We start from the raw sequence: 24,299 nt of genomic DNA on the forward strand, positions 1-24,299 counted from the left end.
GCGCTCAGCCGAGCGCCGGCGTCGCCTTGCGGGCAAGATAGTCGATGAGGTCGATCTTGGACACGACGCCGAGGACCGTCTCCTTGTCGACGACGAGCGCGATCTTCGCGTCGCTCAGGACGCCCTTCAGGAGCTCGACCTTCGTCGCCGGCGTCACGGTCGCATAGTCGCTCTCGACGAGCCCGCCGATGCTCGAGTCGAGCGTGCCGCTCCCCTTCACGAGGTGCCGCAGCAGGTCGACCTCGTGGACCATCCCGCGCAGCTTGCCGTCCTCGGTGACCGGGAGCTGGCTTATCCCGTGCGATTTCATCATGTCGATGACCTCGCGGACCCGGGCGTTCGCGTCGGCGGTGACCACCGCCCCGCTCGGCTTGACGGCGAGCAGATCGCGCACCGTCCCGAGGCCCTTGTCCTCCTCGAGGAAGCCGTTCTCTCGCATCCAGTCGTCGTTGAAGATCTTCGAGATGTACTTGGACGCGCCGTCGGGCAAGAGGACGAGGATATTCTCCTTCCTCCCGCTCTGCCGCGCATACTTGATCGCGCCGGCGACCGCCGCGCCCGCGGAGCCGCCCACGAAGAGGCCCTCGAGCCGCACGAGATCCCGGGTCATGAGGAAGCACTCCTTGTCGTCGACCCGGACGATCTCGTCGATGATCTTTAGGTTCATCGTGCTCGGAAAGAAATCCTCGCCGATCCCCTCGACCTTGTAGGCAAAAGGCTTCGTGATCCGCTGGGTCTTCACGTAATCGTAATAGAGCGATCCCACCGGGTCGACGCCGACCATCTTGATGTCCGGCTTGCGCTGCTTGAGGACCTTGCCCACGCCGCTGATGGTGCCTCCCGTCCCCATGCCGGTGACGAAGACGTCGAGCTCGTCGCCGCACTGCTCCCAGATCTCGGGGCCGGTGGAGCCGACGTGGGCGTCGGGGTTCGACGGGTTGTGGTACTGGTTCGCGTAGAAGCAGTTAGGCGTCTCGTCGGCGATGCGCTTCGCTACCTGGTAATAGCTGCGCGGGTCGTCGGGCTCGACGGCGGTCGGACAGACCACGACGCGGGCGCCATAGGCGCGCAGGGTCGCGATCTTCTCCTGCGACATCTTGTCTGGCATGACGAAGACGCACTTGTATCCGCGGATCGCGGCGACCATGGCGAGGGCGGCGCCGGTGTTGCCGCTGGTCGCCTCGACGATCGTCCCGCCCGGCCTGAGCCCGCTCGCCTCGGCGTCGCGGATCATATTCAGCGCGACCCGATCCTTGTGGCTGCCGCCCGGGTTCAGGTACTCGCACTTGACATAGATGTCGCTCTCGATCCCCTCCGTGACCCGGTTCAGCTTGACGATCGGCGTGTTGCCGACGGCTCTCGTGATATCGCTGAGCGCGCCTCGCATCATGGAGGGACCTCTAGCCGCCGCGCGCCGCAGCGACAAGAGGAGCGAGCGGGCGCGGAGGGCCCCGTTACATCGCCTCTCGCACCCCGGCGCGCGGCGGTCACGGGCGCTTTCGCGATCGTCGGGCGGCGAGGGGTTAGGGTCTTATCCATGCTCTCCCGCCGAGCCGTGATCGCCACGTGATGAGCTACACGCGCACCGGAGCGCCCGTCGCCTTCGACGGGGCGCCGATCGAGGAGATCCGGTCCGCCGCGCGCGGGTACGCGGCGAGCAAGGCGTTCAGCCGCGACACGGTGGGCGAGATCGCGCCCGGGCCGGTCGAGCCGCGGCGGCGCGCCCGGCGGCGCCGAGCAGCGCGCGGAGGTCCTGCGGGAGCAGGCTCGCGAGGGCAGGGCGCCGCGCGCCCCCGGGGAAGATCGCCGGGCGGCCCCGGCCATGCGCCGCACCGTCGTGGTAGGCTGGCGAGATGGGCTCCGAGCCGAAGGTTCACCCGAGCGCCGAGACGGCGCTCCTCAAGGTCCGCTCCAAAGAGATCGCGTTCAGCCGCTTCCGCGTGCAGGTGACGGCCGGCCCCGACGCCGGGGCGTCCCAGATGTCGGACGCGACCGAGTTCGTGATCGGCACCGCGCCCGGCAACCAGATCATCCTGACCGACCGGGCGGTGTCGCGGCACCATTGCGTGATCACCGTCACCCCGCGCGGCTTCCTGCTCCGCGATCTGGGCAGCAAGAACGGCACGACCCTCTCCGGCTTCCGCGTCGAGGCGGCCTACCTCCAGCCGGGCGCCACGCTCGGGCTCGGGCAATCGACGCTCCGCTTCGAGCCGCTCGCCGAGGAGATCCGCGAGCCGCTCGGCGACGAGGAGCGGTACGGCCGGGTGCTCGGGCAGAGCACCGCGATGCGCCGGATCTTCGCGGCGCTGCCGCGGATCGCCGCGTCGGACTCGACGGTGCTCATCGAGGGAGAGACGGGCACGGGCAAGGGCCTGCTCGCCGAGGCGATCCACGAGAGCAGCCCGCGGGCGGGCGGGCCGTTCGTCGTGATCGACTGCGGATCCATCCCGCCGACGCTGATCGAGGCCGAGCTCTTCGGCCACGCGAAGGGGGCGTTCACGGGCGCGCAGGCGGCGCGCGCCGGCGCGTTCGAGGCCGCGCGGGGCGGCACCGTGCTGCTCGACGAGATGGGCGAGCTCCCGCTGGACATGCAGCCGAAGCTCCTGCGCGTGCTCGAGGAGCGACAGATCCGGCGCATCGGCACGATCGAGCCGATCAAGCTCGACATCCGGATCATTGCGACGACCAACCGCGATCTTCGCCAGGAGGTGAACCGCGGGAATTTCCGGTCGGACCTCTATTACCGGCTGAACATCGTCCGGCTCCGCGTCCCCGCGCTGCGCGAGCGCCCCGACGACATCGCGCTGCTCACGGCGCACTTCTACCGGCAGCTCGCGCAGGGGACGGACCAGAGCCCGCCAGGTGACCTGCTCGATGCGTTCATGCGCCAGGACTGGCCGGGCAACGTCCGCGAGCTGCGCGGCGCGGTGGAGCGCGCGGTGCTGATGATCGATCCGGCGCTGTTCCGCGAGGCGGTGATGGGCTCGGGGGAGAGGGAGAGCGGCCCCCCGGCGCCGGAGGCGCTCCGGGACGACGATCTCAGCCTGTCGTTCCGAGAGGCGAAGGAGCGCGCCGTGGCGCGCTGGGAGCGGATGTATCTGAGGGCGCTCGTGCGCGAGAACGGCGGCAACCTCTCGCGCGCCGCCCGCGCGGCGCGCATGGACAGGAGCCACCTGCGCGAGCTCCTCCAGCGGCACAGCGTCTCGGCGACCGAGGTGTGACGGCGCGAATCTGCACGGAAGTCCGGCCTTCCCCGGCCGGACTTCCGTCGGGCGAGCCAGCGCCCGCCCTCTGCTGCGGGCGAGCAGGGGGCGCCGTCTACTGATTGGCCTTCTGCCGGCTCTCTCCCTTGAGCTCCTTGGCCTTCCCTTCAGCGGCCATCTGCTCGTTGTCGACGAGCTTTCCGATCCGGTTCTTGATGGCGCCGGCGGCCTCCTCCAGCGCGCCCTGCGCGCGCTCATCCGCCTTGGCGTCCTCCTGCTGGACCTTTCCTCGGAGCTCCTTGGCGCGGCCCTCCGCTTCCATCTGCTCGTCTCCGATCAGCTTGCCGAGGCCCTTCTTGATCTTGCCGCCCAGCTCGTCGGCAGCCCCTTCATTGCGGTCGCTTGCGTTGCTCATTGTACTCTCCTCCGGGTGGACACCCGCAGAACCTGTCTGCGGTGCGCCATGGCCTCTGCACCTGGCACCTGGCAACATCATCTAGCAACCGCTGCGCCACCGCGGCGCGCCGGGTCTTGTCGAGGTCGTGAAGGCGATTGGGGCAGGCTACCTCGCTCGCCCTCTGTTTTTCAGCTCGCCTGAGACAATACGCCACGCTGCCATCAGGCAAGCCGTCGCACGGCGCAAGCCGACCGTCCTGGCTCTCCAGAACGCATTCTGCGCCGCGGTCGGATTTCGCGATGGAAAGGTGACCCGGCGCTCTGTCCGCGGCGCTCAGCTCGCCTGTGGGCCTGTGGAGAGGCCGGACTCCACGGCATGGCGCGGCGCTTGCTGAACAGGCTGCATAGCAACCAGGAGCGCTTCGCTCCAATCCGGGAGGTTCATCATGTCGTTCATTCTCTTTCTCCTGTTTGGCCTCGTCATCGGCGCTCTGGCGCGCCTTATTGTCCCGGGGCGTGAGCCTGGCGGGTGGGTCGTCTCGATGATTATCGGCGTCGTCGGCTCCTTCGTCGGCGGGCTGCTCGGCCGCATGCTCTTCATGTACCGCGAGGGCGAGCCGGCGGGGTTCTTCATGTCCCTGATCGGCGCCATCCTGCTCACCGCCGGGTACCAGGCGATCGCGCGGCGCCGTTCGGTGGTATGAAAGGGTCGATTGACCCTCTCGTGAGGCGCTACGCCCGAGCTCGTCCCGGGGCGCGACGTGGAGGAGCTCTCGCTCCGCTGCAGTGCCCTGTGACGTCCGGGATCACCTCGGGTCGACCGCACGACGAGCGGTGGATGAGGCGTCGCTGTTCATGAGCCCGGATCTCGGGCTCAGGCGCCGCGGCGCTCTCCTCCCCCCCGCGGTAGGCCGGAGGGGGCCCTGCTCGTCGCATGGCTCATCCCCCCAGGGTCGTGCGGCGAGCAGGACCTCCTCTGGCCGGCTTGCCGGGTAGCGCTTGACGCGGCAGGATGCTTTGGGCTTGCTAGCGCGCTCCGCGCTCTCGCCCAAGGTCCTGCCATGTCGTTCTCCATTCTGCCCCCGCCGATCACGCCCCTCGCCGCGATCCTGCCGTCCGAGCCGCTGCTCCTCATGGGCGCCGGTCCGGTGCCCATCCCGCAGGCGGTCGCCCAGGCGAACGGGGTCATCATCAATCACCTCGGCCCCACCATGGATCGCGTCATCCAGAACGTGAAGTACATGGCGGCCTACGCGTTCCAGACGCGCAGCGACAAGATCATCGGCCTCGCCGGGCCCGCGTCCGCGGCGATGGAGATGGCCGTCTCGAACCTGTGCTGGCCCGGGCGCAAGGTCCTCTGCCTGAAGGTGGGGACGTTCAGCGGGCGCCTCGGCGAGATGGCGCTCGGCGTCGGCGCCGACGTGACCTTCCTCGAGGGGCCGCCCGGCCGGCCCGTGACGCTCGCGGATGTGCGCGAGGCGATGAAGAAGCAGCGGTACGATGTGATCACGATGGCGCACGGCGAGACGTCCTGCGGCGTCCGCATGGTGGAGCTGCCGGAGATCTGCAAGCTCGCGAAGGCGCAGGGCACCCTCACGATCGTCGACGCGGTGGTCACGCTCACGGCCATGCCGGTGCACATGGACGAGTGGGGCATCGACGTCGGCATCGTCGGCGGGCAGAAGGCGCTGTCGTCGATCCCGGGCGTGTCGGCCTGTGCGTTCTCCCAGGACGCGTGGAAGGTCGTCGAGGAGCGCCCCTCGCCGCGCCCGCACTGGTGCTACGACGCCACGCGCGCGCAGCGGTTCTGGGGCTACCAGCAGTACCACTACACAGCGCCGGTGCCCGGCGTGCTCGCGCTGCACGAGGCGCTGCGCCTCGTCTGCGAGGAGACGCTCGAGCGGCGGTTCCGCCGCCACGAGATGAGCTCCCTGGCGATGCAGGCGGGCCTCGAGGCGATGGGGCTCGAGCTGTTCGCTTCGAAGGACGTGCGCCTCAACAGCGTGCTCGCCATCAAGCTGCCGACCGGCGCCGACAGCGCCCGGATCCGCGAGTACATGACCAAGGCCTTCCGCGTCGAGATCTCGGGCGCCTTCGGCCTGAACATCGTGCGCGTCGGCCAGATGGGCGAGCAGTGCCGCTCGCACAACCTGTTCAAGACGCTCTACGCCATGGGCATGAGCTTCCAGCGCGAGGGCGTGAAGCTCGACGTCTCCGAGGGCATGGCCGCGCTCGAGCAGGGGCTCGCGGGTGACCGTGAGTACTTCGTCGACTAGCTCCGCCCGCCGGCGCCGCTAGCTCCGCCCGCCGGCGCCGCTAGCTCCGCCCGCCGGCGCCACCGGCGGTCCGGGGAGGGATCACCTGGCTTTCGCTAGGCGTCGCGGCGGTGAGCGCCGGCTCGCGGCGCTGCGCGGCCTCGAGCCGGCTCCGGTGCGCGTCGAGCAGGTCGCTGCGCGTCAGCATCCCGAGCACCTTGCGGGGCGCCTGCCTGGACACGACCGGCAGCCTGCCCACGCCCTCGGTGACCATGTGATCGGCGGCCTCGCGGAGGGAGCTGTCGTCGAACACCACGGCGGGCGGCCGCCGGATGAGGTCGCGGATCGCGAGCGCGCCGGGTTGCTCGGTGAGCACATCGCGCTGGGTGACCACGCCGACGAGCTCCCCTCCGCCGTCCACGACCGGGAAGCCCTGGTGGCGCGAGCCCTCCGCCTGCGACAGCAGAAAGGCGCGGGCCGCCTCGACCGTGTCGTCGGCGGCGAGCGTCACGGCGGGGCGGGAAGCGGCGTCGCGCACGGTGATCTGCGCCAGGTGATCGGCCGCGTACTCGGCCATCACGCGCGCGCCGCGGCGGGCGAGCTTCTCGGTCATGATGGAGTGCCGCATCAGCAGGATCGAGACGAGGAACGCCGCGCTGCAGCCGCCGAGCAGCGGCAGCAGCCCCATCGGCTGCCGGGTCGTCTCGAACGCGAAGACGACCGAGGCGAGGAGCGCCCGGGAGGCGCCCGCGAAGATCGCCGCCATCCCGACGAGCGCGGCGACGCGCGCGTCCACGCCGAGCCAGGGAAAGAGCGCGGCGGCGGAGAGGCCGAGGATCGCGCCGAGCCCGCCGCCGATGGTGAAGAGCGGCGCGAGCGTCCCTCCCGAGGTGCCGCTGCCGAGCGCGATCGACCAGGAGACGAACTTCAGCACCGAGAGCGACACGAGCGCGGCGAGCGCGAGGCGGCCGCTCAGGATGTCGTCGATGTTGTCGTACCCGACGCCGAGCGTCCGCGGCGCGACGTAGCCCACCGCGCCGATCGCGACGGCGCCGATCGCCGGCCACCACATCCAGTGGAGGGGCAGCCGCTCGAACGCCTCCTCGATCGCGTAGATCGCGCGGGTCGCGCCCATCGCCGCGAGGCCGAGCGCCGCGCCGAGCGCGATGTAGAAGACGAGCGCCGGGCCGGTCGAGGGCGCCACGGCCGCCATCTCGAACGCCGGCGCGGTCTCGCCCGCGGCCAGGCGCGCCGCGGCGGCCGTGGAGGCGGCGAGGGCGACGGGGATCACCGAGCGCGGGCGGTACTCGAAGAGCAGGAGCTCGATGGCGAGCAGCACGGCCGCCACCGGGCTCCCGAAGGTCGCTGACATGCCCGCCGCCGCGCCCGCGGCGAGCAGCGTCTTGCGCTCGTCCGCGGTGATCCGGAGCAGCTGCCCGACGAGCGAGCCGAGCGCCCCGCCGGTCGCGATGATGGGCCCCTCCGCGCCGAACGGCCCGCCGGTGCCGATCGCGATCGCCGCGGAGAGCGGCTTGAGCAGCGTCATCCGCGGCGGGATGCGGCTCTGGTTGAAGAGCACCTGCTCCATCGCCTCCGGGATCCCGTGGCCGCGGATCGCCTGGGAGCCGTAGCGCGCCATCACGCCGACGACGAGCGCGCCGGCGATCGGCACGACGAGCACGAGCGCGCCCACGTGGTGCTCGGCGGGCGACGCGGGTCCGGCGGAGAGCCGGCCGAAGAACGCGAGGTTCGTGATGACGGCGATGAGCGCGGTGAGCAGCTCCGCCGCGAGGAAAGCGACGCCGGCGATCGCGATCGCGAGGCCGCTCACGAGGACGACCCGCCGGTCGACGGCGGCCCTGGGGGCGGGGACGTGGAGGACCTCGAGGGCCGGGCCCATCGAGGGGGCGACCGGGATGCTCTCGGCGGCCGCGGTGTGGGGGGCATTCACGCTCGACATGTCAGCTCTCGTCTCCGGCCCCGGCGGCGGTGAGGGCTTCTTCGCCCTCGAAGAACAGGGGCGGGGCCTCGTCGCCGGCGCCGAGCGCCCGGGCGAGGGTGGTGAGGCTCTGCGCGAGCCCGCGGCGCTCGTCTTCCGGCAGGCGGTCCACGGCGGAGATGAGCTCGGCCTGCACGGTGCGCGGCGCGCGGCGGAGCAGCGCGCGACCGGCAGGGGTGAGCGAGATCTCGGTCCGGCGCGCGTCCTCCGGCGAGTCGCGCCGGGTGACCAGGCCGCGCTCGGCGAGGCGCGTCACCACGACCGACACCGAGCTCTGGTGGGTGAGCGTGCGCCGCGCGAGCTCGGCGACCGACGCGGCGGCCGCCTGGTCGAGCTGCTGCAGCACGAACAGCTGCGCGCTGCTCAGGCCGAGACGCCGCTCGCACGCGCGCGAGGAGACGCGCAGGCGCTGCACGATGGCGCGGATCGCGTCCATGACCCGCTGCGCGTCCGGCCCGCCGGGGGCCTGCGGCGCGGCGGCCTTCCGCCGCGCTGGTGGAGATGCATGGGAGCCCATATATTGCGCGGGAAGCTACGCCGCGCGCCGACCGGGCGCAAGCGGCGTGCGGCGCCTCGCGGGGTCAGTCGGGGCCGAGGCGGGGCCGTCCTCGACGGGGTACGCCGGGGCGGGCGGCAGAGGCGGTCTTCCACCTGGGCGTGCGGCGCGCGGCGCGAGCCCACGTGGAAGAGCGCCCATCGGGCGGACCGTGCGGGGGATCCTTCGCGGGGCGTCGCCTGCGCGGGCGATCCAGGCTAAGAACCGGCCCTCCCACCATGACCTTTCAAGACCTCATTCTCACCCTGCAGAAGTTCTGGGCCGATCGTGGCTGTCTCATCGTGCAGCCGTACAACTCGGAGGTCGGCGCTGGCACCTTCAACCCGGCGACGTTCCTGCGCGCGCTCGGCCCCGAGCCCTGGAATGTGGCCTTCGTCGAGCCTTCCCGGCGGCCCGCGGACGGTCGTTACGGGGAGAACCCGAACCGTATGCAGCAGTTTCACCAGTTCCAGGTGATCCTCAAGCCGAGCCCGCTCGACATCCAGGACCTCTACCTGGAGTCGCTGCGCGCGATCGGCACGAACCCGCTCGATCACGACGTCCGGTTCCTCGAGGACGACTGGGAGTCGCCGACCCTCGGGGCGTGGGGGCTTGGCTGGCAGGTGTGGATCGATGGGCTCGAGATCTCCCAGTTCACCTACTTCCAGCAGATCGGCGGGATCGACTGCCGCCCCGTCTCCGGCGAGCTCACGTACGGCCTCGAGCGGATCGCGATGTACCTGCAGGACAAGGACAGCATCTACGACGTCGTCTACTCGGACAGAGGCGGGAAGGTCGTGCGCTACGGGGATCTCCACCAGCGCGCCGAGTGGGAGTGGTCGACCTACAACTTCGAGGAGGCCGACATCCCCGAGCACTTCGCGGCGTTCGACGTGTGCGAGGCCGAGGTGAAGCGGCTCCTCTACCGGGGCGCGGATCCGGCGGCGAAGGGGGCGGCGATCGACCCGAAGAAGGCGCTCGTGCTCCCGGCCTACGATTTCGTGGTGAAGGCGGCGCACCGCTTCAACGTGCTCGACGCGCGGGGCGCCATCAGCGTGACCGAGCGGCAGCGCTTCATCGGCCGGGTCCGCGCGCTCGCGCGGGCGGTCGCGGAGACGTACCTCGCGCAGCGCGAGGCGCTCGGCTACCCGCTCCTCGGCGAGCCGCAGGCGAAGGCGGCGGAGTAGCGCGCCGCGGGCGGAGGCGGCGCAGCGGCGCGCCGCCTCGCCGGGCGGCCGTCCGCCTCAGGCGAGCGGGCTGTCCGGGAGGAAGTCGCGGCGCGTGCAGAGCGCGACGAGCGGCAGCCCCGCGGCGCGGATGGCCTCGGCGCCGCCCTCGAGGCGGTCGACGAGGGCGATCACGCCGACCACCGAGGCGCCCGCGGTGCGCAGCTTCTCGACCGCCTTCAGCGTCGAGCCGCCCGTCGTGATCACGTCCTCGAGGATCGCGACGGGCATCCCGGGCACGAGCCCGCGATCCCCCTCGACGAGGCGGCGCGAGCCGTGGTCCTTGACGTCCTTGCGCACGTACAGCGCGGGGAGGGGGCGGCCGCGCAGGAAGCTCGTGAGCGACACCGCGCTCGCGAGGGGGCACCCGCCGAGCTCGACGCCGGCGACCGCCTCGCACCGGGGGAGCGCGTCGAGCGCCTCGAACATCAGCGAGCCGACGAGGGCGTGGCCCTCGGCCGTCAGCACCGACTGCTTGCAGTCGATGAAGAAGTCGCTCTCGCGACCGGACGCGAGGACGACGCGCTTCTGCTCGAACGAACGCTCGCGCAGCAGCGCGACGAGCCGCTCCCGCTCCGAGGCGCCGGCGACGCTCACCGCCCGCCTCGCTTGCGGAGCGACGCCTTCGCGGCCCCCTTCCGGAGCGCGGGGACGACGGGCGGCGGCGGCCCGCCGGCGCCCTCCGCCGCGTCGGGCTCGTCGCCCTCGCCGGCGGCCGAGGCCGACAGGTCGGCCTCCTCGTCGTCGTGCACCGCCGCGAGGCGCGGCTCGGGCGCAGGCGCGGGCCTCGCCTCGACCGGCGCGGGGCGGGGCGCAGGCGCGGGGCGGGGCGCAGGCGCGGGGCGGGCCGCAGGCCGCGCGGCCGGCGCGGGCGCGCGCTGCTCCGCGGGGGCCCGCGCCGGCCGCGCAGCCGCAGCCGCAGGCGCGGCCGCTGCGCGCGGCGCGACCGCAGCGGCGGCGGCCCGGACCGGGGCGGGCGCCGCGGCGAGCGGCGCGCCGGTGGTGACGTTGCCTCGCACCAGCGCGCCGGCGTGGATGCCGATCTGCGGCGCGCCGAGGTCGCCGACGACGCGCGCGCCGGGCTCGAGGATCACGGCCTCCTCGCCGGAGATGTTCCCGGCGACCGAGCCGCGGACGACCACGCGCCGCCCCCGCACGTCGCTCTGGATGAGCGCGCCTTCGCCGATGGTCACGTCGCCGGTCATGACGACGCTCCCCTCGACGTGGCCGAGGATCTCGAGATCCCCGTCGCCCTGCACGTTGCCGCGGATGGCCGTCGTCGGCCCGATCGAGGACTGGGCGGCCATCGGCTACACGTCCATGTCGACGTTGCCCTTGAACGAGGCTCCGTCCGCGATGGTCAGCCGCGACGCTTTCACGTCGCCGACGAGGCGACCGCCCGCGAGGAGGTCCACGCGGTCGGCTGCCGTGACGTTGCCGGTCACGTTGCCGCCCACCTGGAGCGACGCCGCCCCGATGTCCGCTTCGACCAGCGCCCCTGCGTCGATGGTCAGCGGCCCCTCGACGGTGAGCTTTCCGCGCACCGTCCCGGCGACGATCACCTCCTCGTCGGAGGTGATCTCGCCCTCGATCGTGAGCCCGTTTCCGATGATCGTACCCGCCACGTTCGTGCTCCTCGTCGCGCCTTGGCGGCGCGATTCTTCGTCCGTCAACGCGCGCTACCGCCCCGCCGATTCGCGTCGGGGGCTCTGTGCGCGCCCGCCGGTCCGCTCCGAGAGCTCGGCCGGCAGGTCGAACTCCGCCTCGATGCGGCCGGCGAACGCCGCGCCTTCCTCGAGGATCACCTCGCTGCCGCCCACGTTCCCGGCGTACTGCGCGGTCGCCCGGATGGTGACGGGGCCGCGCGACGTCACGTCGCCCGTGAGCTGTCCGGAGACGACGAGCGAGCTCGCCTCGACGTCGCCGGTGACCGACGCTCCGTCCTCGATCTCGAGATCGCCGGTCAGCTGGATGTTCCCCTCGACGCTCCCCTCGACCCGGAGCGAGCCGTCGCCGTGGACGCGCCCGCGGATGCGGGCGCCCCTTCCGATGAGCGATTCGGCGGCGTCCGGTTCGCGGTGCGTGGTTGTCGAGCCTCGGGCCATTCTCGTCTCCAGTGCGCGGTGGGGGCCGCGCGAGCCGGGGCGCGCACCTGATGCCCGGCTCGTCCGCTGGAGCTGGGCGAGCGACATCGCCCGGCCCTGCGGCGGCGCGGACGCTACTCCAAGGCGCTGCGCCTCGCAACCGGCGGGCGGGCTCGGTGCGGGCGGCCTCGCAGGGCGGCCTCGGTGCGGGGCGGCCTCCGCCCGCTGCAGGGGAGCCCTCGGGGGAGGCTTCCGGCGCTCCTGGTCGAGGTGATACGGTCTCTCTTGACTGGGCTTTCCTTGCTCGCGACGCCTCCGGTGCCCCTGACGGCGAACCGACGTGGACGGCTCAGCGCGCGTCGTCGATCGCTGACCAACGCAACCCGGGGGTTCCTCATGCGCAAGATAGCTATCGTGGGATCTGGACAGGCTGGCCTGCTCGCGGCGCACGCCCTCGTGAAGGCCGGCTACGACGTGACGCTCACCTCGGATCGCACGCCAGAGCAGTGGCTGAACGAATCGAAGCCGACCGGCACCGCAGCCCGGTTCGACAGGGCGCTCGAGTTCGAGCGCGAGCTCGGCCTGGCCTTCTGGGAGGACGCCGCGCCCCCGGGCCAGGGCGTTCAGCTGACCGCGTGCCCCGCCCCGGGCAACCGCCTCCTGACGCTGGCAGGCCGCCTGGAGCGGCCCTTCATGGCGATCGACCTGCGGCTCCAGAGCCACCGGTGGATGCTCGAGCTCGAGCGGCGGGGAGGCAAGATCGTCATCGAGCCCGTCACGGTCCCGCGGCTCGACGCGATCGCGGCGGAGAACGATCTCACCATCGTCGCCGCTGGACGAGGCGACCTGTGCAGCCTGTTCGAGCGCGACGCGGGGCGCAGCGTCCACACCGAAGCGCAGCGCAACCTCGTCATGATCTGCGTGACGGGACCGAAGCTCGGGTTCGACGGCGTCCCGCTGCTCCCGGTCAAGTTCAACCTGTTCGGGGGCCTCGGGGAGGCGTTCTGGGTGCCTTACCACCACAAGGACGTGGGACCGAGCTGGAACTGCATCGTCGAGGCGATCCCCGGAGGGCCGATGGACCGGTTCCAGGGCGCGACGTCGGGAGAAGAGATCCTCGCGATCACGAAGGAGCTGGTGAAGGAGCTCATCCCCTGGGACCATGAGTGGTTCAGGACAGCCGAGCTGTCGGACAAGCATGGATGGCAGAAAGGGCGGGTCGTCCCGGCGGTGCGCAAGCCGGTCGGGCGGCTGCCCTCCGGCCGGATCGTGACGTCGCTGGGCGACACGGCGATGTCGCTCGATCCGATCGGCGGCCAGGGGGCCAACAGCGGCAACAAGATGGCGCGCAACCTGGTCGAGTGCATCGTGCAGCACGGCGACCGCCCCTTCGACGCCGAGTGGATGACGCGCACCTTCGATCGCTTCTACGCGCGGCACGGCGGGCCCATCGATCGGTTCAACAACCTCCTCCTCTCGGGCGCGTCTGCGGGGATCTTCCACCTCCTCTTCGCGCAGTACGGCAGCGACGGGCGGGCGGACAACCTGAGCCGGCAGCAGGCGCTCGCGAACGCCTTCGTGAACAACTTCAACGATCCGGCTCAGCTGACGCCGGTCCTCGAGGACGTGGGGCGGGTGCGCGCGTTCATCCAGCAGACGACCGGCAAGCCCTGGCCGCTCGCGCTCGCGGCGGGGGGCGTCGGCGTCGGCCTCGCGCAGGTGCGGCAGCGCCTCGGGCTCCCTCCCGGGCACCCGAGAGCGCCGGCGCACGCCGGGGGACCGAGCGCGTAACGCCCCTGCCGGCCGCTTCGGCATTGCCCAGGACTGGCGTCGTCATGACGGTGGGGCAACGCACGTCGAGCGACCTCTGATTGAACCCCCATCTACACGTCGTGCTTCTCGACGGTACCTATCAGGGCGAACTAAACCGTTTGACGCGCGCCATCAGGAGTGCATAGAGCCATCTCGTCGATCGTGTCAACGTTCACACTGTGGTGTTGACGGATTATTACCGGGTGACGGTCTTCGAGGTGCGGACTGTCGCTGCCGGTACCCGAGGCACAACCATGGCGCCGACACGACGTCAGTGAGGAGCAGACGATGAAACGATGCAGCGCGCCTGTCATGGCGATTCTCCTGGTCGGGTCTCTGGTCGCGGCGTGCGGAGAGGGCGGCGATCCAAAATACACGCTCACCATCGAGACCGGCGGCGAGGGCACGACCGATCCCGCGCCTGGAACCTACACGTACCCGTCTGGCAGCTGGGTGACCGTGACCGCGACGCCCGCCGCGGGCCGCAACTTCCTGGGATGGAGTGGAGCCGGCGCCGGGCTGGACAACCCCGTGACCATCCCCCTGGACGCGAACAAGACGCTGACGGCCACGTTCGGCGCGGCCTTCGAGCCCACGACCTACCAGAACCCCGTCCTGCCCGGGGATCACCCGGACCTGAACATCTACCGGGAAGGCGACGCTTTCTACCTGGTCGGGTCCACCTTCCACATGATGCCGGCCTTCGAGATCCTGCGCTCGACGGATCTCTTGCACTGGGAGCGCGTGACCCGGGTGGTCCACTCCACCGCGACCGCGCTGGACGAGCAGACCGGCCCTGGCAAGGGCACCTGGGGCGGCTTCATCACCAAGGCCGGCGATGTGTACCGGGTCTACTACTCCATCGGGGCCACCCAGCACTTCTCTTCGGCGCCGAGCCTCGCGGGCCCATGGTCAGAGCCCACCAAGGTCGACGTCTTCCCCTACACGCCGCCTGGCAGCGAGACCTCGTACGAACGAGGGACCGGCTCCGACAACTCCGTGTTCGTCGACCCTGACAGCGGCAAGACCTACATGCTCATCAAGAATGGACTGTGCAAATGGGACGCAGACCATCCCAACGACTTTGGCATCAACCTGGCCACGGAGATCGATCCTGCCACCGGGATGCTGGTGCCGGAGTCGACCATCGATCTGAGCTTCATCAACTGGGACCAGGAGACCGGCGGCTGCGGGGACTTCACCGATCCTGACTGGAGCAAGTGGGCCGAGGGGCCGACCATGGCCAAGCGCGGCGAGTGGTACTACTACTTCGTGTCGACCCACACGGCCTGCGGCGGGCAGCTGCACGCCTGGGCTTCGAAGAAGCTGGTCGGCAGCACCTCCGAGGACTGGACGTGGCTCGGCTATGTCCTGACCGGCGAGGAGCCGTACGCTGGCGTGCAGCACATCACGGCTCCGTTCGAGCTCGAGGATGGCACCTGGTGGACCTTTGCCCACTCGTACGACTGCAGCAAGGTGGGTACCCAAGACTGGAAGAACGGCGAATGGATGGGGCTGGGCCGTGAAGGGCTGCTCCTGTCGGTGGACTGGGTCGAGCAGGAAGTGGGCGAGCAGACCATCCCGGTCCCGCAGTTCGTGACCCAGGTGCGCGATCTGCCGGCGCCCGAGCTGCCGCGGAGCAGCGCGCCCTTCCTGCTGCCCGTGAACGATGAGTTCTCGTCGGACAAGATCGGACCTGCCTGGACCTCCTACGGCCGGTCGGAGGACAGGTACTCGGTGACCGACCGCCCGGAGTGGCTGCGGATCAAGCCGGGTGCCGCAGAGACCACGTGGGTGGTGCAGAAGGACGCGCTGCGCTCGAGCACCATGGCCGTGAAGATGGAGTTCACGCCCGAGGCCGACGGCGACGCGGCCGGCGTCCGGCTGGGCAACGGCTACTGGCAGGACGAGCAGCTGCTCTCTGCCCCGACGTGGATGGCCAGCGACGAGAAGTTCATGCTTCCCGCCATCATGGAGGTCTCCGTGGCGCGGGTCATGGAGGACAAGGCCGACAAGATCCGGTTCTCCTTCCGCTCGCGCTCGGTGATGCCCCCGACCGAAGAGGGGGGAGCGTACACCGAGCTCGCCGAGCCGGTCGTGGTGGGCGCATCGGTCCCGGCGCCCTCCGGCGCGGCGGTCTGGCTGAAGCTGGTCCGCACCGGCCACATGGCCACGGGCTGGTTCAGCTCCGATGGCGTCGACTGGACCCAGGTAGGCACCGAGATCGACCTCTCCACGCTCGACCACTTCTATGCGATGGCCCACACCTGGATTGGCAACCAGGCTGGCATGTTCGCGACCAACAGGAGCGCCGACTTCGACCTGTTCACTTACCGCGACGGTTTCACCCCGATCCCGGCCGCGGAGGCGAACCAGGAGTCCGGCGCCGGCGTCGTGTCGAGCGAGTCGGCGGGATCGGTGCTGGGCGAGCTGGAGAACGGCGACTGGGCCATGTATGGCAGCGTCGACCTCGGCAGCGGCGGAGTGAGCTCGAAGGCCATCGAGCTGAAGGCCGCGAGCGCCGGGCAAGGCGGCGCCGTCGAGGTCTGGATCGATCCGCTGGGCGGTGGCTCGGCGATCGGCACGTGCAACATCCCCGGCACCGGCGGCTGGGAGGAGTGGGCGACCACCACGTGCGACGTGAAGCCCACCGCGGGCACCCACGAGGTCTACTTGAAGGTGACGGGCGGCACGGGCGAGCTGCTGCGCCTCGCGTCGCTGCGCTTCGTGCCGGCCAGGTGACCTGTCGGGTTGTTCGTCCCCGATCCCGTGATGAGCGGCCGACAGGCCATGTCACAGGCGCCCGCGGCGGCGCGCCAGGATCTTCTCCGCCGCGCTGAGCGGCCGCTCCTCGCGCGCCGCTTCGCGGCCTGCGGGGGCCGCTGTCCCGTGCGTGCTTCGCCCCGCCGCCGGCGCTCCGGCCGCTCCGCGCTGCTCCGGCCGCGCGCCTGCCTGCTCCGCCGGCGATTCCGGCTGCGCGGGCCCCTCGGGCGGCGTCTCCCATCCCGTCTGCGCCGGCCTCGGCGGGGGCGCCGTCCACGTCGGCCCGCCCCCGCCGCGGTCGCCGCCCCCGCCGCGGCCGTCATCGCGCTGCGCCGGGCCCCCCTGCTGCGCGGTCCCACGCTGCGCGCGCCCCCGCTCCCGCGCCGACAGCAGCGCTCCCACGGTCGCCCCCGCGCCGGCCGCCTCCGCCGTGGCTCCCCACCGCCTCGCCCGCAGCCGCTCTCCCGCCCGCGCGGCCCACGCCCCCGCCGCCTCCGGCAGCGCGAGCCGCCGCGCCGCCACCGCGAGCAGCAGCGCGAGCGCGGCGAAGCTGACCAGCCCCGGCGTCGCGTCCCGGTACGCGAAGCGCTTCGACGCCCGGTCCTCGAAGATCCCCGCGAGCGTGTCGCGCCGCTTGCCCCCGGTGAACTCCGCGATCCGCCCGAGCAGCGACAGATCGCTGCCCGTCGGGCGCAGCTCCTCGCCGGCCGTCATCGCCGCCCCCGTGGTCCCGACGGCCTCCCCCGTGAGCTCGTCCCGGGCCACCGCCACGTACGTCCCCGGCCGCGACAGCGGCAGCGTCGCCGTGTACGCCCCCGCGCCCGTCGCCTCGAGCGGGAGCTCGCGCGCGAAGCCGTCGGGCCCCGCCACGTGCACGACAAGCCGGCGGAACGACTGCGCCCGCCCGTCGTCGCCGATCACGCTCGCCCGCACCGACAGCTCGCCGCCCGACGCTTCGGCCTCGAGGCGCACGCGCGGATCCTCCGCCTTGCGCGTCACGTCGCGCGCCGCCTGCGCGATCATCCGCGCCGCGCCGGGCCAGCGCGTCCACGCCGCCCCCCAGCGGTCCTTGAGATCGCTCGTGAACGCCGCGGCCCGGCCGAGCCCCGCCGACCACACCGCGAGCACCGGATCCCCCTCCGGCCCGGACAGCAGCACCGTCGCCCGGCTCTTGGGGACCGTCACCACGTAGCCCGCGAGCGGCGGCGCCTCGCCGAACGGCACGCCGGCCGTGATCGACGACGGTGCGCCCAGCGCCACGTGGAACGGCTCCTCCACGATCGCGCTCCTCGCGGCGAGGATGGTCTCCTGCGTGAACACCGCGGGCAGCCGCCCGGCGTCCTCGACGAGGTAGAAGCGGCCGCCGCCGAGGCGCGACAGCGTCTCCAGCTCCGGCACGTCGTCGCCCTGGCCCAGCGCCACGACGCTCGTCGTGATCCCGCGGCGCATCGCCGCCTCCACCATCGCGCGGCAAGGCCCCATGTTCTCCGCGTCCGACCCGTCGGCGAAGAGCAGCACGTGCTTCAGGTTCGAGCCGTCCCGGTCGAGCGCGCGGTAGGCCGCCTCGAGCGTGATGTCGACGTAGATCCCGCCGCCGCCCGGGCCCACGGCGCGGATCGCCCTGTCGATCGCGGCCTTGTCCGCGACCGGCCCGAGCGGCACGCTCCACTGCACCGCCGTGTCGACGTGCGCGACGCCGAGCCGGTCGCCGGGGCCGAGCAGCGACGCCGACCGGGACGCGGCCTCGTTGGCGAGCTCGAGCTTCGTCTGGGCGCCGGCGCTCGCCGCCATCGAGCCGGAGATGTCGATGCCGATCACCTCGGCCAGGCTCGCCCGGCGGCGCTCCTGCTTCAGGTCGAACGAGACCGGGGAGACCTCCTCGAGCGGCGTCCGCGCGTAGCCGCCCGGCCCCATGCTCCGATCGCCGCCCATCAGGAGCAGGCCGCCGCCGAGGTCGCGGACGTAGCTCGCGAGCGCGTCGATCTGGCCCGGCGACAGGTCCGCCGCGCGGAGGTCGCTGAGCACCACCACGTCGTAGCCGGCGAGCGCCCCGAGATCGGCCGGGACGCGGCTCAGCCCTCCCTCGTCCACCCGGAACGCGCCGTCCGCGAGCGCCCGCGCGATGAACGCGCCCTGCCCGGCGTCGCCCTCCAGCACGAGCGCGGCCGCGGCCCCGCGCACGCGCACGAACGCGCTCCCCGCGTTGTCCTCGGCGGCCTCGTCGAGCCTCGGATCCTTCGCGGTGATCTCGACGTCGTAGCGGTGCAGCCCCGGCCCCGGCGCCTTCTCGCGGATGCGCAGCACGTCCTCCCCCGCCGCGATCGAGGCGTCGGCGCGGGCGATGAGCTCGCCGTCGCGGCGCAGGCGGATCTCGACCTCGGCCGGGGACGGCGACGACGTGACGAGCCGCAGATCGAGCGCCTCGCCCTCGTCGGCCCGCGAGGGCGCGCGGAGGGCGACCACGCGGATGTCGGGGACCCTCCGCTGCTCCAGCGGGAGCACGTCGATCGGCGCTCCGGCGGCGACGGCGGCCGCGGCCGCGGCCATCGTGTCGCCGCGGGTGGCGACCCCGTCGGTGAGCAGCACGACGCGCGCCGCGGAGTCGGGCGGCACCTCGGCGAGGGCGCGCCGGATGCCCGCGGCGAGGTCGGTTCCGTCGCGGCCGAGCGCGACCCGCTGCGGGGCGGGGAGCTGCGAGCGCGGGCGCGGCGGATCCTCGGTCGCCGCGCTGGCGGCGAAGACGATGGTGGCGATCCGGTCGTCCTCGCGCATGCCGAGCTCGGCGACGGAGAGCTCCTGCGCGACGCGCTGGTCGGCGCTCGGCACGAGGTCGATCGAGCGGCTGCGATCGATCGCGAGCAGGACGGTGAGCCGGTCGAGTGGCCGGCCAATCTCCGGCCCGGCCACGGCCATGGCCGCCGCAAACGCCGCGAAGGGGGTGAGCAGGTCACCGAGCCGCGCGCGCCACGCCCCCTGCCCGCGGGCGCGCGCCGAGGCGAGCGCGAGCCCGAGGTACCGGAGCGCGATGAACGACGTCGCGCCCGCCGCGAGCAGCGCGCCCCAGGGCCGCGCGAGCCGGAGATGGGCGTCCGGGAGCAGCCCGCACCAGACCAGGCCCACGTGGAGCGCCGGAAGCGCGCCTGCGATCATCCAGGCGAGCAGGATCGGGCGGCGGAGCGCGCCGCGCCGGAGGGCGAGGCGGAGCAGCGCGGCGAAGAGGAGCGCGCCGGCCAGCGTGGCGGCGTAGGGCAGGGCGCGCAGCGCGGCCGCCGGGATCAGGGAGGCCTCCGTTCGATCCGCATGCGGTGGAGGCGCAGTAAATCATCTTTGCGGCGCCCCGGGGATGCCGCTTCGGCGAGGTGTGGCCGAGTGCCCCATCGAGGCAGCCGTGCGGCGCCCCTGTCGGTTTAGAGCGGAAATCAGGCGGCATTTTGGCCCGTCCTGTCCCCATTTCCATCTTTGTCCAAGATGGCACGTTGTCTGCTTCAGCGCGGGCACGGGCGGCGAGGCCGCGCAGCAGGGGGCAGGAGAGATCATGTCGCGCATCGAGACCACGGACGCCTGGAGCACCTCGGACGACGGCTCATGGGACCTGGACGAGGGGTTCGGCGAGCCCCCGTGCAGCGCGCGCTACCAGGAGGGGGATCTCGTCGCGGGAAAGTACCGGCTGGTCCGCAAGCTCGGCGAGGGCGCGATGGGCACGGTCTGGGTCGGGGCCCACGTCGTGCTCGGATCCGAGGTCGCGATCAAGCTGATGCGGCCCGAGCTCCGCTCGGCGGAGCTGGCCGAGTATTTCCTCCGCGAGGCGCGCGCCGCCGGCCGGCTGAATCATGCGGAGGTCGTCCGGATGTTCGACTTCGGCGAGGACGCCAAGGGCGATCCCTACCTGGTGATGGAGCTCATCGAGGGCGAGTCGCTGAGGAGCGTGCTGTCGCGCGAGGGGAGGATGACGTCGGAGCGGGCGATCGCGCTGCTGTTGCCGGTCGCGGGCGCGATGCATGCGGTGCACGAGAAGGGGGTCGTCCACCGCGATCTCAAGCCGGACAACGTGATGCTCGTGCGCCGCGCCGGCGGCCGGCTGCAGCCGAAGGTCGTGGATTTCGGCGTCGCGAAGCTCGTCTCCGAGCGCGAGGAGAGCCAGGCGTCGGGGAGCTTCGATGTCTTCGGGACCCCGGACTACATGCCGCCGGAGCAGGTGCTCGCCGCCCCCGACCTCGATCGCCGCGCCGACATCTGGTCGTTCTGCGCGATGCTGTACGAGCTGCTGTCGGGCCGCCCGCCGTTTTCGTCGAGGAACGCGCTGGACGGCCTGCGCGCGGTCCTGCAGGACGCGGTGCCGTCCCTGGTCGATACGCGCGGCCTCGACGCGGATCTCTGGGCGATCATGGACCGCGGGCTGCAAAAGGAGCCGACCTCGCGCTGGTCGAGCATGCGCGAGCTCGGCGAGGCGCTCGCCGCGTGGCTCCGGTCGCGGGGCGTCCGGGAGGACGTGCGGGGCGTGTCGCTCGAGGGGGAGTGGCTCCCGCAGGAAGAGACCTGCGCGCCCGTGAGCTGTGGCATAGCGCCACGCTTTTCATGGGTGGAAGAGCGGGCCAGGCCAAGCCGCCGGTGGTCGTCGCGCCGCCGGGGGCACCGGCTGCTGCACCGGGGCCGGTCGTCTGCCGAGCAGGTGGTTTGCCAGTGAGGACGCGCCGCTGAGCGGTCCGGGCCCAGAGCGGTGGGGGTGAGCGAGCGGCGGGCTGGCTGGAGCAGGGGCCCGGCGGGCTGCTTCGCTTGACCTCGCGGCCCGCGTGTTGCTCTGCTTTGGCGGGTGAACGCTCGCGCTACACCGTCGCTGCGCATCGCGCGGCTCGTGATCGAAAATTTCCGGACGTTTCGGAGGCCCACGGAGATCGTCTTCACGTCCGACGGCGTGGCGGACGAGATGCCCGTGTTCCACGGGGCCAACGGCGCCGGCAAATCCAATGCGCTGGCGGCGATCGACCTGTTCTTTCGCGTTGCCTCGTACTGCTTGCGCTCGGTCGCTGGCGCTGGCGGGACGAGCCCACCGGACGCCGCGCGCAAGCTGCCGTGGGGGTTTCGAGACGAACACTTCGGCTTGTGGATGAACCACCGGAGCTGGCCTCCCGGTGTTCGCGATCCGCAGTGGGTGGAGGTTCACTTCGATGATGCGCGCCTCGGCGCGCTCCGCGTCACGCTGACCCCGTCGGGCAACGACGTCCTCCTGCGGCTGGAGAGGAGGCGTTCCGCCCCGGCGAACTTGTGGGAGGCGCCGCGAGCGGGCAAGAACGCGGGCGGCGTCGTGCTGAAGGATGGCACGGGAAACATCCTGCAAATTGATGAGATCTCCCCGCTGCAGAACGCCCTCGTGGCGCCGCTCGGCCCCGGGAGCAAGCCGTTCTTCCTGCTGGACGCTCGCCGTCGCGACTTCCGGGCCATCGGTGAGGGGGGGCCGCGCGACGAGGGGAGCAGCACGCTGTCCGCCACCACGGCCGAACGCCTCCTGGCGCTGGCGACGTCGCTCGATCCGGAGGAGACGGAGCGCTGGCGCGTCTTCGTGGAGCTCATCCATCGGTTCAAGACGCTGTCGGATCGAGAGATCTCCGTGCTCCGCGCTCCAGTGGCTGGCGGGGAGGTCACCGATCTGCGCTTCGAGGTCCGGGGCAAGCAGATCCTACGGCTCTCCGAGCTCAGCTCGGGCGAGCAGCAGGTGGTCGCTCTCGTCGCGGCCGTGCTCACGTCCCGCGCCGGCCTGGTTGCCATCGAGGAGCCGGAGATGAGCCTGCATCCCGAGAACCAGGAGCTCGTCCGCGATATCCTGCGCGAGCAGGTGCAACGCGGGATCGTCGACCAGATCTTCCTCGAGAGCCACGTCCAGGTCTTCGACGGCCCGGAGGTGCTCCGGTTCAGCCGCTCCCCCGAGGGGGAGACGCTCGTCACGCGGCAGCCTTCGCGCTCGGATCGCGACTTTCAAGATCGCGCGAGCAAGAGCGGCGCCAAGCAGCACTGGGTGACACCCGAGGGCTACACGCAGATCCCCGCGGAGATGCGCGGCGATCTCGAGCTGCAGAGCGGCGGGTATCTGTGGTTCCTGCGTTCCCGACCGGAGGGCCGCTGGGAGGCATGGACTGCCTCAGAGCTCGACGAGCAGTTCGGTCTTGGCGATGCATCCTCTAAGGATGCCTGACGTGCGGCTCTGGATTGACACCAACGTGGCGCGCAGCGTCACGGCCATCGAAGAGCTGTGCAGTCTGGCCGGGAGCAAAGGGATCGAGGTTGTCGTCCACGCGCAGGTCTACCTCGAAAGGCGTCGCCAGATGCGAGTACGCGCCGGCGGCCGGTTCTCGGAGGCCCGCTTCGATAGCTTCCTCCGCCAGTGTGGCATCCAGATCATCGACATCCACCTTGATCATCCGACGGCCGCTCGATGGGCCGACAGCTTGTGCCAGCGGTATCCGACGGACCGCGATTGGGAGCTGGCGAAGCAGTGTACCCTCGGGGGCGAGCTGATCGCCGATTTCAAGATCCTCCCTGGAAAGATGCCGATGACCACGGACTGGCTCATCGCCCTCGCCGTCGAGGAAGACGCCGCATCGCGCATCATCACCCATGACGCGGGCGAGGAATGGCGGCGGCTTCGCGAAGCCGATCCGAGGCGCGCCTTGAGCTGGGACGAGGCGGTCACCTGGCTTCAGGGCCTGCCCGCGGACGAGCCGTCGCCCGGCCGAAGCGCGTAGTGCGCCGCGCGGGGGTACGGGATCGACCCGGGGAGGTGTGCCGGCGTTTGCTCGGCGGTACCGAACCTGCTCGGGGCCCCAGCCCCCGATGCCGCGGCGGTGTATGCTCGCGCAGGTAGCGCATGAACCTCGCTGAGAAGCTCGTCCGGCCCGCCACGCTCGCCGATCTCGACGAGCTGCCGCCCGGCTGGCGGGGCGAGATCATCGACGGCACGCTGTACGCCTTTCCACGCCCGCGCTTCGTCCACGCGAACATCGAGGATCTGATCACGGCCGACCTCAAGAACCCCTACCAGCGGGGCAGGGGCGGTCCGGGGGGATGGTGGATCCTCTCCGAGCCGGGCATCCAGCTCGAGCGCGCGCCCGAGATCTCGCCCGACGTTGCAGGCTGGCGCCGCGCGCGCATGCCCGCACCGCCGCAGCCCAGGGAGCCCATCGCGCTCGTCCCCGACTGGTGTTGCGAGCTCCTCTCGCCGCGCACGGCGAGCTACGACAACCTCGTGAAACGCCGCTTCTACGCCGAGATCGGTGTGCCTCACCTCTGGTACGTGGATCCCGCCCGGCGGACGTTGCTGGTCAGCCAGCTCGAGCACGGGCGGTGGGTGGAGCTGGGTCTCCACGGGCGAGACGAGAAGGTGCGCGCCGCGCCGTTCGAGGACGTCGAGATCGACCTGGCCGAGTGGTGGGAAGGGCTCGACGAGGACGACGCACTCTAATACCGCGCCGCTCAAGGTCACCGCCCCCTCGCTGCCCCGAACCGCCTCCTTGCTGCCCCGAACCGCCTCCTTGCTGCCCCGAACCGCCTCATCGCTGCCCCGAACCGCCTCATCGCTGCCCCGAACCGCTCCACGGTTCCCCTGAAGGGCTCCACGGCTGCCCTTTTCGCCTCGGACCCCCCGTGGCCCCCCGGTCAGGCGCCCTTTTCGCCTCGGACCCCCCGTGGCCCCCCGGTCAGGCGCCCTTTTCGCCTCGGATCGTCCCCCCACGGCTTTCCGGGAGGCACCGGCTGCAACGCGCGGCCGCCGGTCGAGCAGACGGTCGGCCCTTGAGGGCGGGGCGAGTGGGCGACGAGGCATAGAGCGACAAACGGGTTGAAACCCCGAAAAAAAGCAGAAATTTCACAGGGAGGCGAGGAGGCGGGGAGCGAGAGACGGCGAGAGGGAGAGATTCTTTTTTTTCTTCCTCCCCGCCTCCCCGCCTCCCCGCCTCCCTGTGAAATTTCTCCCGGTTTCAACATGATTGGTGTTCTAGTACTACAGCCGCACGTCGCGGAATCTCCGCGGATTTCG

19 protein-coding genes are annotated in these 24,299 nt (G+C 71.6%); 10 read left to right on the forward strand and 9 right to left on the reverse strand.

Annotated elements, in window-relative coordinates:
• Positions 1-4: 4 nt before the first annotated feature.
• The gene (locus WMF36_RS02595; protein ID WP_437577977.1) at positions 5-1,390 is read right to left on the reverse strand and encodes a cystathionine beta-synthase; all 1,386 of its coding nucleotides are present in this window, start codon (positions 1,388-1,390) and stop codon (positions 5-7) included.
• Positions 1,391-1,853: 463 nt separating this feature from the next.
• Between WMF36_RS02595 and WMF36_RS02600 the strand changes: the two genes are divergently transcribed.
• Positions 1,854-3,221: a sigma 54-interacting transcriptional regulator gene (locus WMF36_RS02600; protein WP_437577978.1), complete on the forward strand. Its 1,368-nt coding sequence runs from the start codon at positions 1,854-1,856 to the stop codon at positions 3,219-3,221.
• A gap of 97 nt (positions 3,222-3,318) precedes the next feature.
• On the opposite strand, the gene WMF36_RS02605 is transcribed toward WMF36_RS02600, so the two are convergent.
• Complete coding sequence (locus WMF36_RS02605) at positions 3,319-3,618, reverse strand: CsbD family protein (protein ID WP_437577979.1); 300 nt, start codon at positions 3,616-3,618, stop codon at positions 3,319-3,321.
• Positions 3,619-4,045: 427 nt separating this feature from the next.
• Between WMF36_RS02605 and WMF36_RS02610 the strand changes: the two genes are divergently transcribed.
• On the forward strand, positions 4,046-4,303 hold the full coding sequence (locus tag WMF36_RS02610; RefSeq protein WP_437486136.1) for a GlsB/YeaQ/YmgE family stress response membrane protein: 258 nt from the start codon (positions 4,046-4,048) through the stop codon (positions 4,301-4,303).
• A gap of 357 nt (positions 4,304-4,660) precedes the next feature.
• The gene (locus WMF36_RS02615; protein ID WP_437577980.1) at positions 4,661-5,875 is read left to right on the forward strand and encodes a pyridoxal-phosphate-dependent aminotransferase family protein; all 1,215 of its coding nucleotides are present in this window, start codon (positions 4,661-4,663) and stop codon (positions 5,873-5,875) included.
• A 40-nt stretch (positions 5,876-5,915) separates the two neighbouring features.
• Here WMF36_RS02615 and WMF36_RS02620 read toward each other — a convergent pair whose 3' ends face one another.
• Positions 5,916-7,814: a chloride channel protein gene (locus WMF36_RS02620; protein WP_437577981.1), complete on the reverse strand. Its 1,899-nt coding sequence runs from the start codon at positions 7,812-7,814 to the stop codon at positions 5,916-5,918.
• Position 7,815: 1 nt separating this feature from the next.
• On the reverse strand, positions 7,816-8,289 hold the full coding sequence (locus WMF36_RS02625) for a MarR family winged helix-turn-helix transcriptional regulator (RefSeq protein ID WP_437577982.1): 474 nt from the start codon (positions 8,287-8,289) through the stop codon (positions 7,816-7,818).
• Positions 8,290-8,627: 338 nt separating this feature from the next.
• Here WMF36_RS02625 and glyQ point away from each other — a divergent pair, with 338 nt between their 5' ends.
• A complete protein-coding gene (gene glyQ / locus WMF36_RS02630; RefSeq protein ID WP_437577984.1) occupies positions 8,628-9,575 on the forward strand; it encodes a glycine--tRNA ligase subunit alpha in 948 nt (315 codons plus the stop codon).
• A gap of 57 nt (positions 9,576-9,632) precedes the next feature.
• On the opposite strand, the gene pyrE is transcribed toward glyQ, so the two are convergent.
• The 4 genes from pyrE to WMF36_RS02650 are packed head-to-tail and all read right to left on the reverse strand — an operon-like array spanning position 9,633 to position 11,719.
• Positions 9,633-10,211, reverse strand: coding sequence for an orotate phosphoribosyltransferase (gene pyrE / locus WMF36_RS02635; protein WP_437577985.1), 579 nt, complete (start codon positions 10,209-10,211; stop codon positions 9,633-9,635).
• On the reverse strand, positions 10,208-10,921 hold the full coding sequence (locus tag WMF36_RS02640) for a bactofilin family protein (RefSeq protein ID WP_437577986.1): 714 nt from the start codon (positions 10,919-10,921) through the stop codon (positions 10,208-10,210). The genes pyrE and WMF36_RS02640 overlap by 4 nt, the downstream gene beginning before the upstream one ends.
• A gap of 3 nt (positions 10,922-10,924) precedes the next feature.
• The gene (locus WMF36_RS02645) at positions 10,925-11,239 is read right to left on the reverse strand and encodes a bactofilin family protein (RefSeq protein WP_272097558.1); all 315 of its coding nucleotides are present in this window, start codon (positions 11,237-11,239) and stop codon (positions 10,925-10,927) included.
• 54 nt (positions 11,240-11,293) lie between these two features.
• On the reverse strand, positions 11,294-11,719 hold the full coding sequence (locus WMF36_RS02650; protein ID WP_437577987.1) for a bactofilin family protein: 426 nt from the start codon (positions 11,717-11,719) through the stop codon (positions 11,294-11,296).
• 375 nt (positions 11,720-12,094) lie between these two features.
• On the opposite strand from WMF36_RS02650, the gene WMF36_RS02655 reads away from it, so the two are divergent.
• Together WMF36_RS02655 and WMF36_RS02660 are read left to right on the forward strand one after the other, a co-directional pair.
• A complete protein-coding gene (locus tag WMF36_RS02655) occupies positions 12,095-13,489 on the forward strand; it encodes a styrene monooxygenase/indole monooxygenase family protein (RefSeq protein WP_437577988.1) in 1,395 nt (464 codons plus the stop codon).
• Between the two features lie 309 nt (positions 13,490-13,798).
• The gene (locus tag WMF36_RS02660) at positions 13,799-16,252 is read left to right on the forward strand and encodes a family 43 glycosylhydrolase (protein WP_437577989.1); all 2,454 of its coding nucleotides are present in this window, start codon (positions 13,799-13,801) and stop codon (positions 16,250-16,252) included.
• A 51-nt stretch (positions 16,253-16,303) separates the two neighbouring features.
• Here the strand turns inward: WMF36_RS02660 and WMF36_RS02665 are convergent, their stop codons facing one another.
• Positions 16,304-19,423, reverse strand: a complete 3,120-nt coding sequence (locus WMF36_RS02665) for a VWA domain-containing protein (protein ID WP_437577990.1) — start codon at positions 19,421-19,423, stop codon at positions 16,304-16,306.
• Between the two features lie 385 nt (positions 19,424-19,808).
• Between WMF36_RS02665 and WMF36_RS02670 the strand changes: the two genes are divergently transcribed.
• The 4 genes from WMF36_RS02670 (at position 19,809) to WMF36_RS02685 (ending at position 23,726) form a co-directional block, all read left to right on the forward strand.
• Positions 19,809-20,957, forward strand: a complete 1,149-nt coding sequence (locus WMF36_RS02670; protein ID WP_437577991.1) for a serine/threonine-protein kinase — start codon at positions 19,809-19,811, stop codon at positions 20,955-20,957.
• A gap of 126 nt (positions 20,958-21,083) precedes the next feature.
• Positions 21,084-22,460, forward strand: coding sequence for an AAA family ATPase (locus WMF36_RS02675; protein ID WP_437577992.1), 1,377 nt, complete (start codon positions 21,084-21,086; stop codon positions 22,458-22,460).
• Between the two features lies 1 nt (position 22,461).
• Positions 22,462-23,010, forward strand: a complete 549-nt coding sequence (locus WMF36_RS02680) for a hypothetical protein (RefSeq protein WP_437577994.1) — start codon at positions 22,462-22,464, stop codon at positions 23,008-23,010.
• 122 nt (positions 23,011-23,132) lie between these two features.
• Positions 23,133-23,726, forward strand: coding sequence for a Uma2 family endonuclease (locus WMF36_RS02685; protein ID WP_437577995.1), 594 nt, complete (start codon positions 23,133-23,135; stop codon positions 23,724-23,726).
• The last annotated feature ends 573 nt before the right edge of the window (positions 23,727-24,299 follow it).

The organism is Sorangium sp. So ce887 (assembly GCF_051521455.1).
In the GTDB taxonomy this organism is placed as follows: Bacteria; Myxococcota_A; Polyangia; order Polyangiales; family Polyangiaceae; genus Sorangium.

Bases quoted from the DNA above. Each gene is read 5' to 3' on its own strand.
- WMF36_RS02595 (WP_437577977.1), bottom strand. From the start codon at position 1,390: ATGATGCGAGGCGCGCTCAGCGATATCACGAGAGCCGTCGGCAACACG.
- WMF36_RS02600 (WP_437577978.1), top strand. From the start codon at position 1,854: ATGGGCTCCGAGCCGAAGGTTCACCCGAGCGCCGAGACGGCGCTCCTC.
- WMF36_RS02605 (WP_437577979.1), bottom strand. From the start codon at position 3,618: ATGAGCAACGCAAGCGACCGCAATGAAGGGGCTGCCGACGAGCTGGGC.
- WMF36_RS02610 (WP_437486136.1), top strand. From the start codon at position 4,046: ATGTCGTTCATTCTCTTTCTCCTGTTTGGCCTCGTCATCGGCGCTCTG.
- WMF36_RS02615 (WP_437577980.1), top strand. From the start codon at position 4,661: ATGTCGTTCTCCATTCTGCCCCCGCCGATCACGCCCCTCGCCGCGATC.
- WMF36_RS02620 (WP_437577981.1), bottom strand. From the start codon at position 7,814: ATGTCGAGCGTGAATGCCCCCCACACCGCGGCCGCCGAGAGCATCCCG.
- WMF36_RS02625 (WP_437577982.1), bottom strand. From the start codon at position 8,289: ATGGACGCGATCCGCGCCATCGTGCAGCGCCTGCGCGTCTCCTCGCGC.
- glyQ (WP_437577984.1), top strand. From the start codon at position 8,628: ATGACCTTTCAAGACCTCATTCTCACCCTGCAGAAGTTCTGGGCCGAT.
- WMF36_RS02640 (WP_437577986.1), bottom strand. From the start codon at position 10,921: ATGGCCGCCCAGTCCTCGATCGGGCCGACGACGGCCATCCGCGGCAAC.
- WMF36_RS02650 (WP_437577987.1), bottom strand. From the start codon at position 11,719: ATGGCCCGAGGCTCGACAACCACGCACCGCGAACCGGACGCCGCCGAA.
- WMF36_RS02655 (WP_437577988.1), top strand. From the start codon at position 12,095: ATGCGCAAGATAGCTATCGTGGGATCTGGACAGGCTGGCCTGCTCGCG.
- WMF36_RS02660 (WP_437577989.1), top strand. From the start codon at position 13,799: ATGAAACGATGCAGCGCGCCTGTCATGGCGATTCTCCTGGTCGGGTCT.
- WMF36_RS02665 (WP_437577990.1), bottom strand. From the start codon at position 19,423: ATGATCGCAGGCGCGCTTCCGGCGCTCCACGTGGGCCTGGTCTGGTGC.
- WMF36_RS02670 (WP_437577991.1), top strand. From the start codon at position 19,809: ATGTCGCGCATCGAGACCACGGACGCCTGGAGCACCTCGGACGACGGC.
- WMF36_RS02685 (WP_437577995.1), top strand. From the start codon at position 23,133: ATGAACCTCGCTGAGAAGCTCGTCCGGCCCGCCACGCTCGCCGATCTC.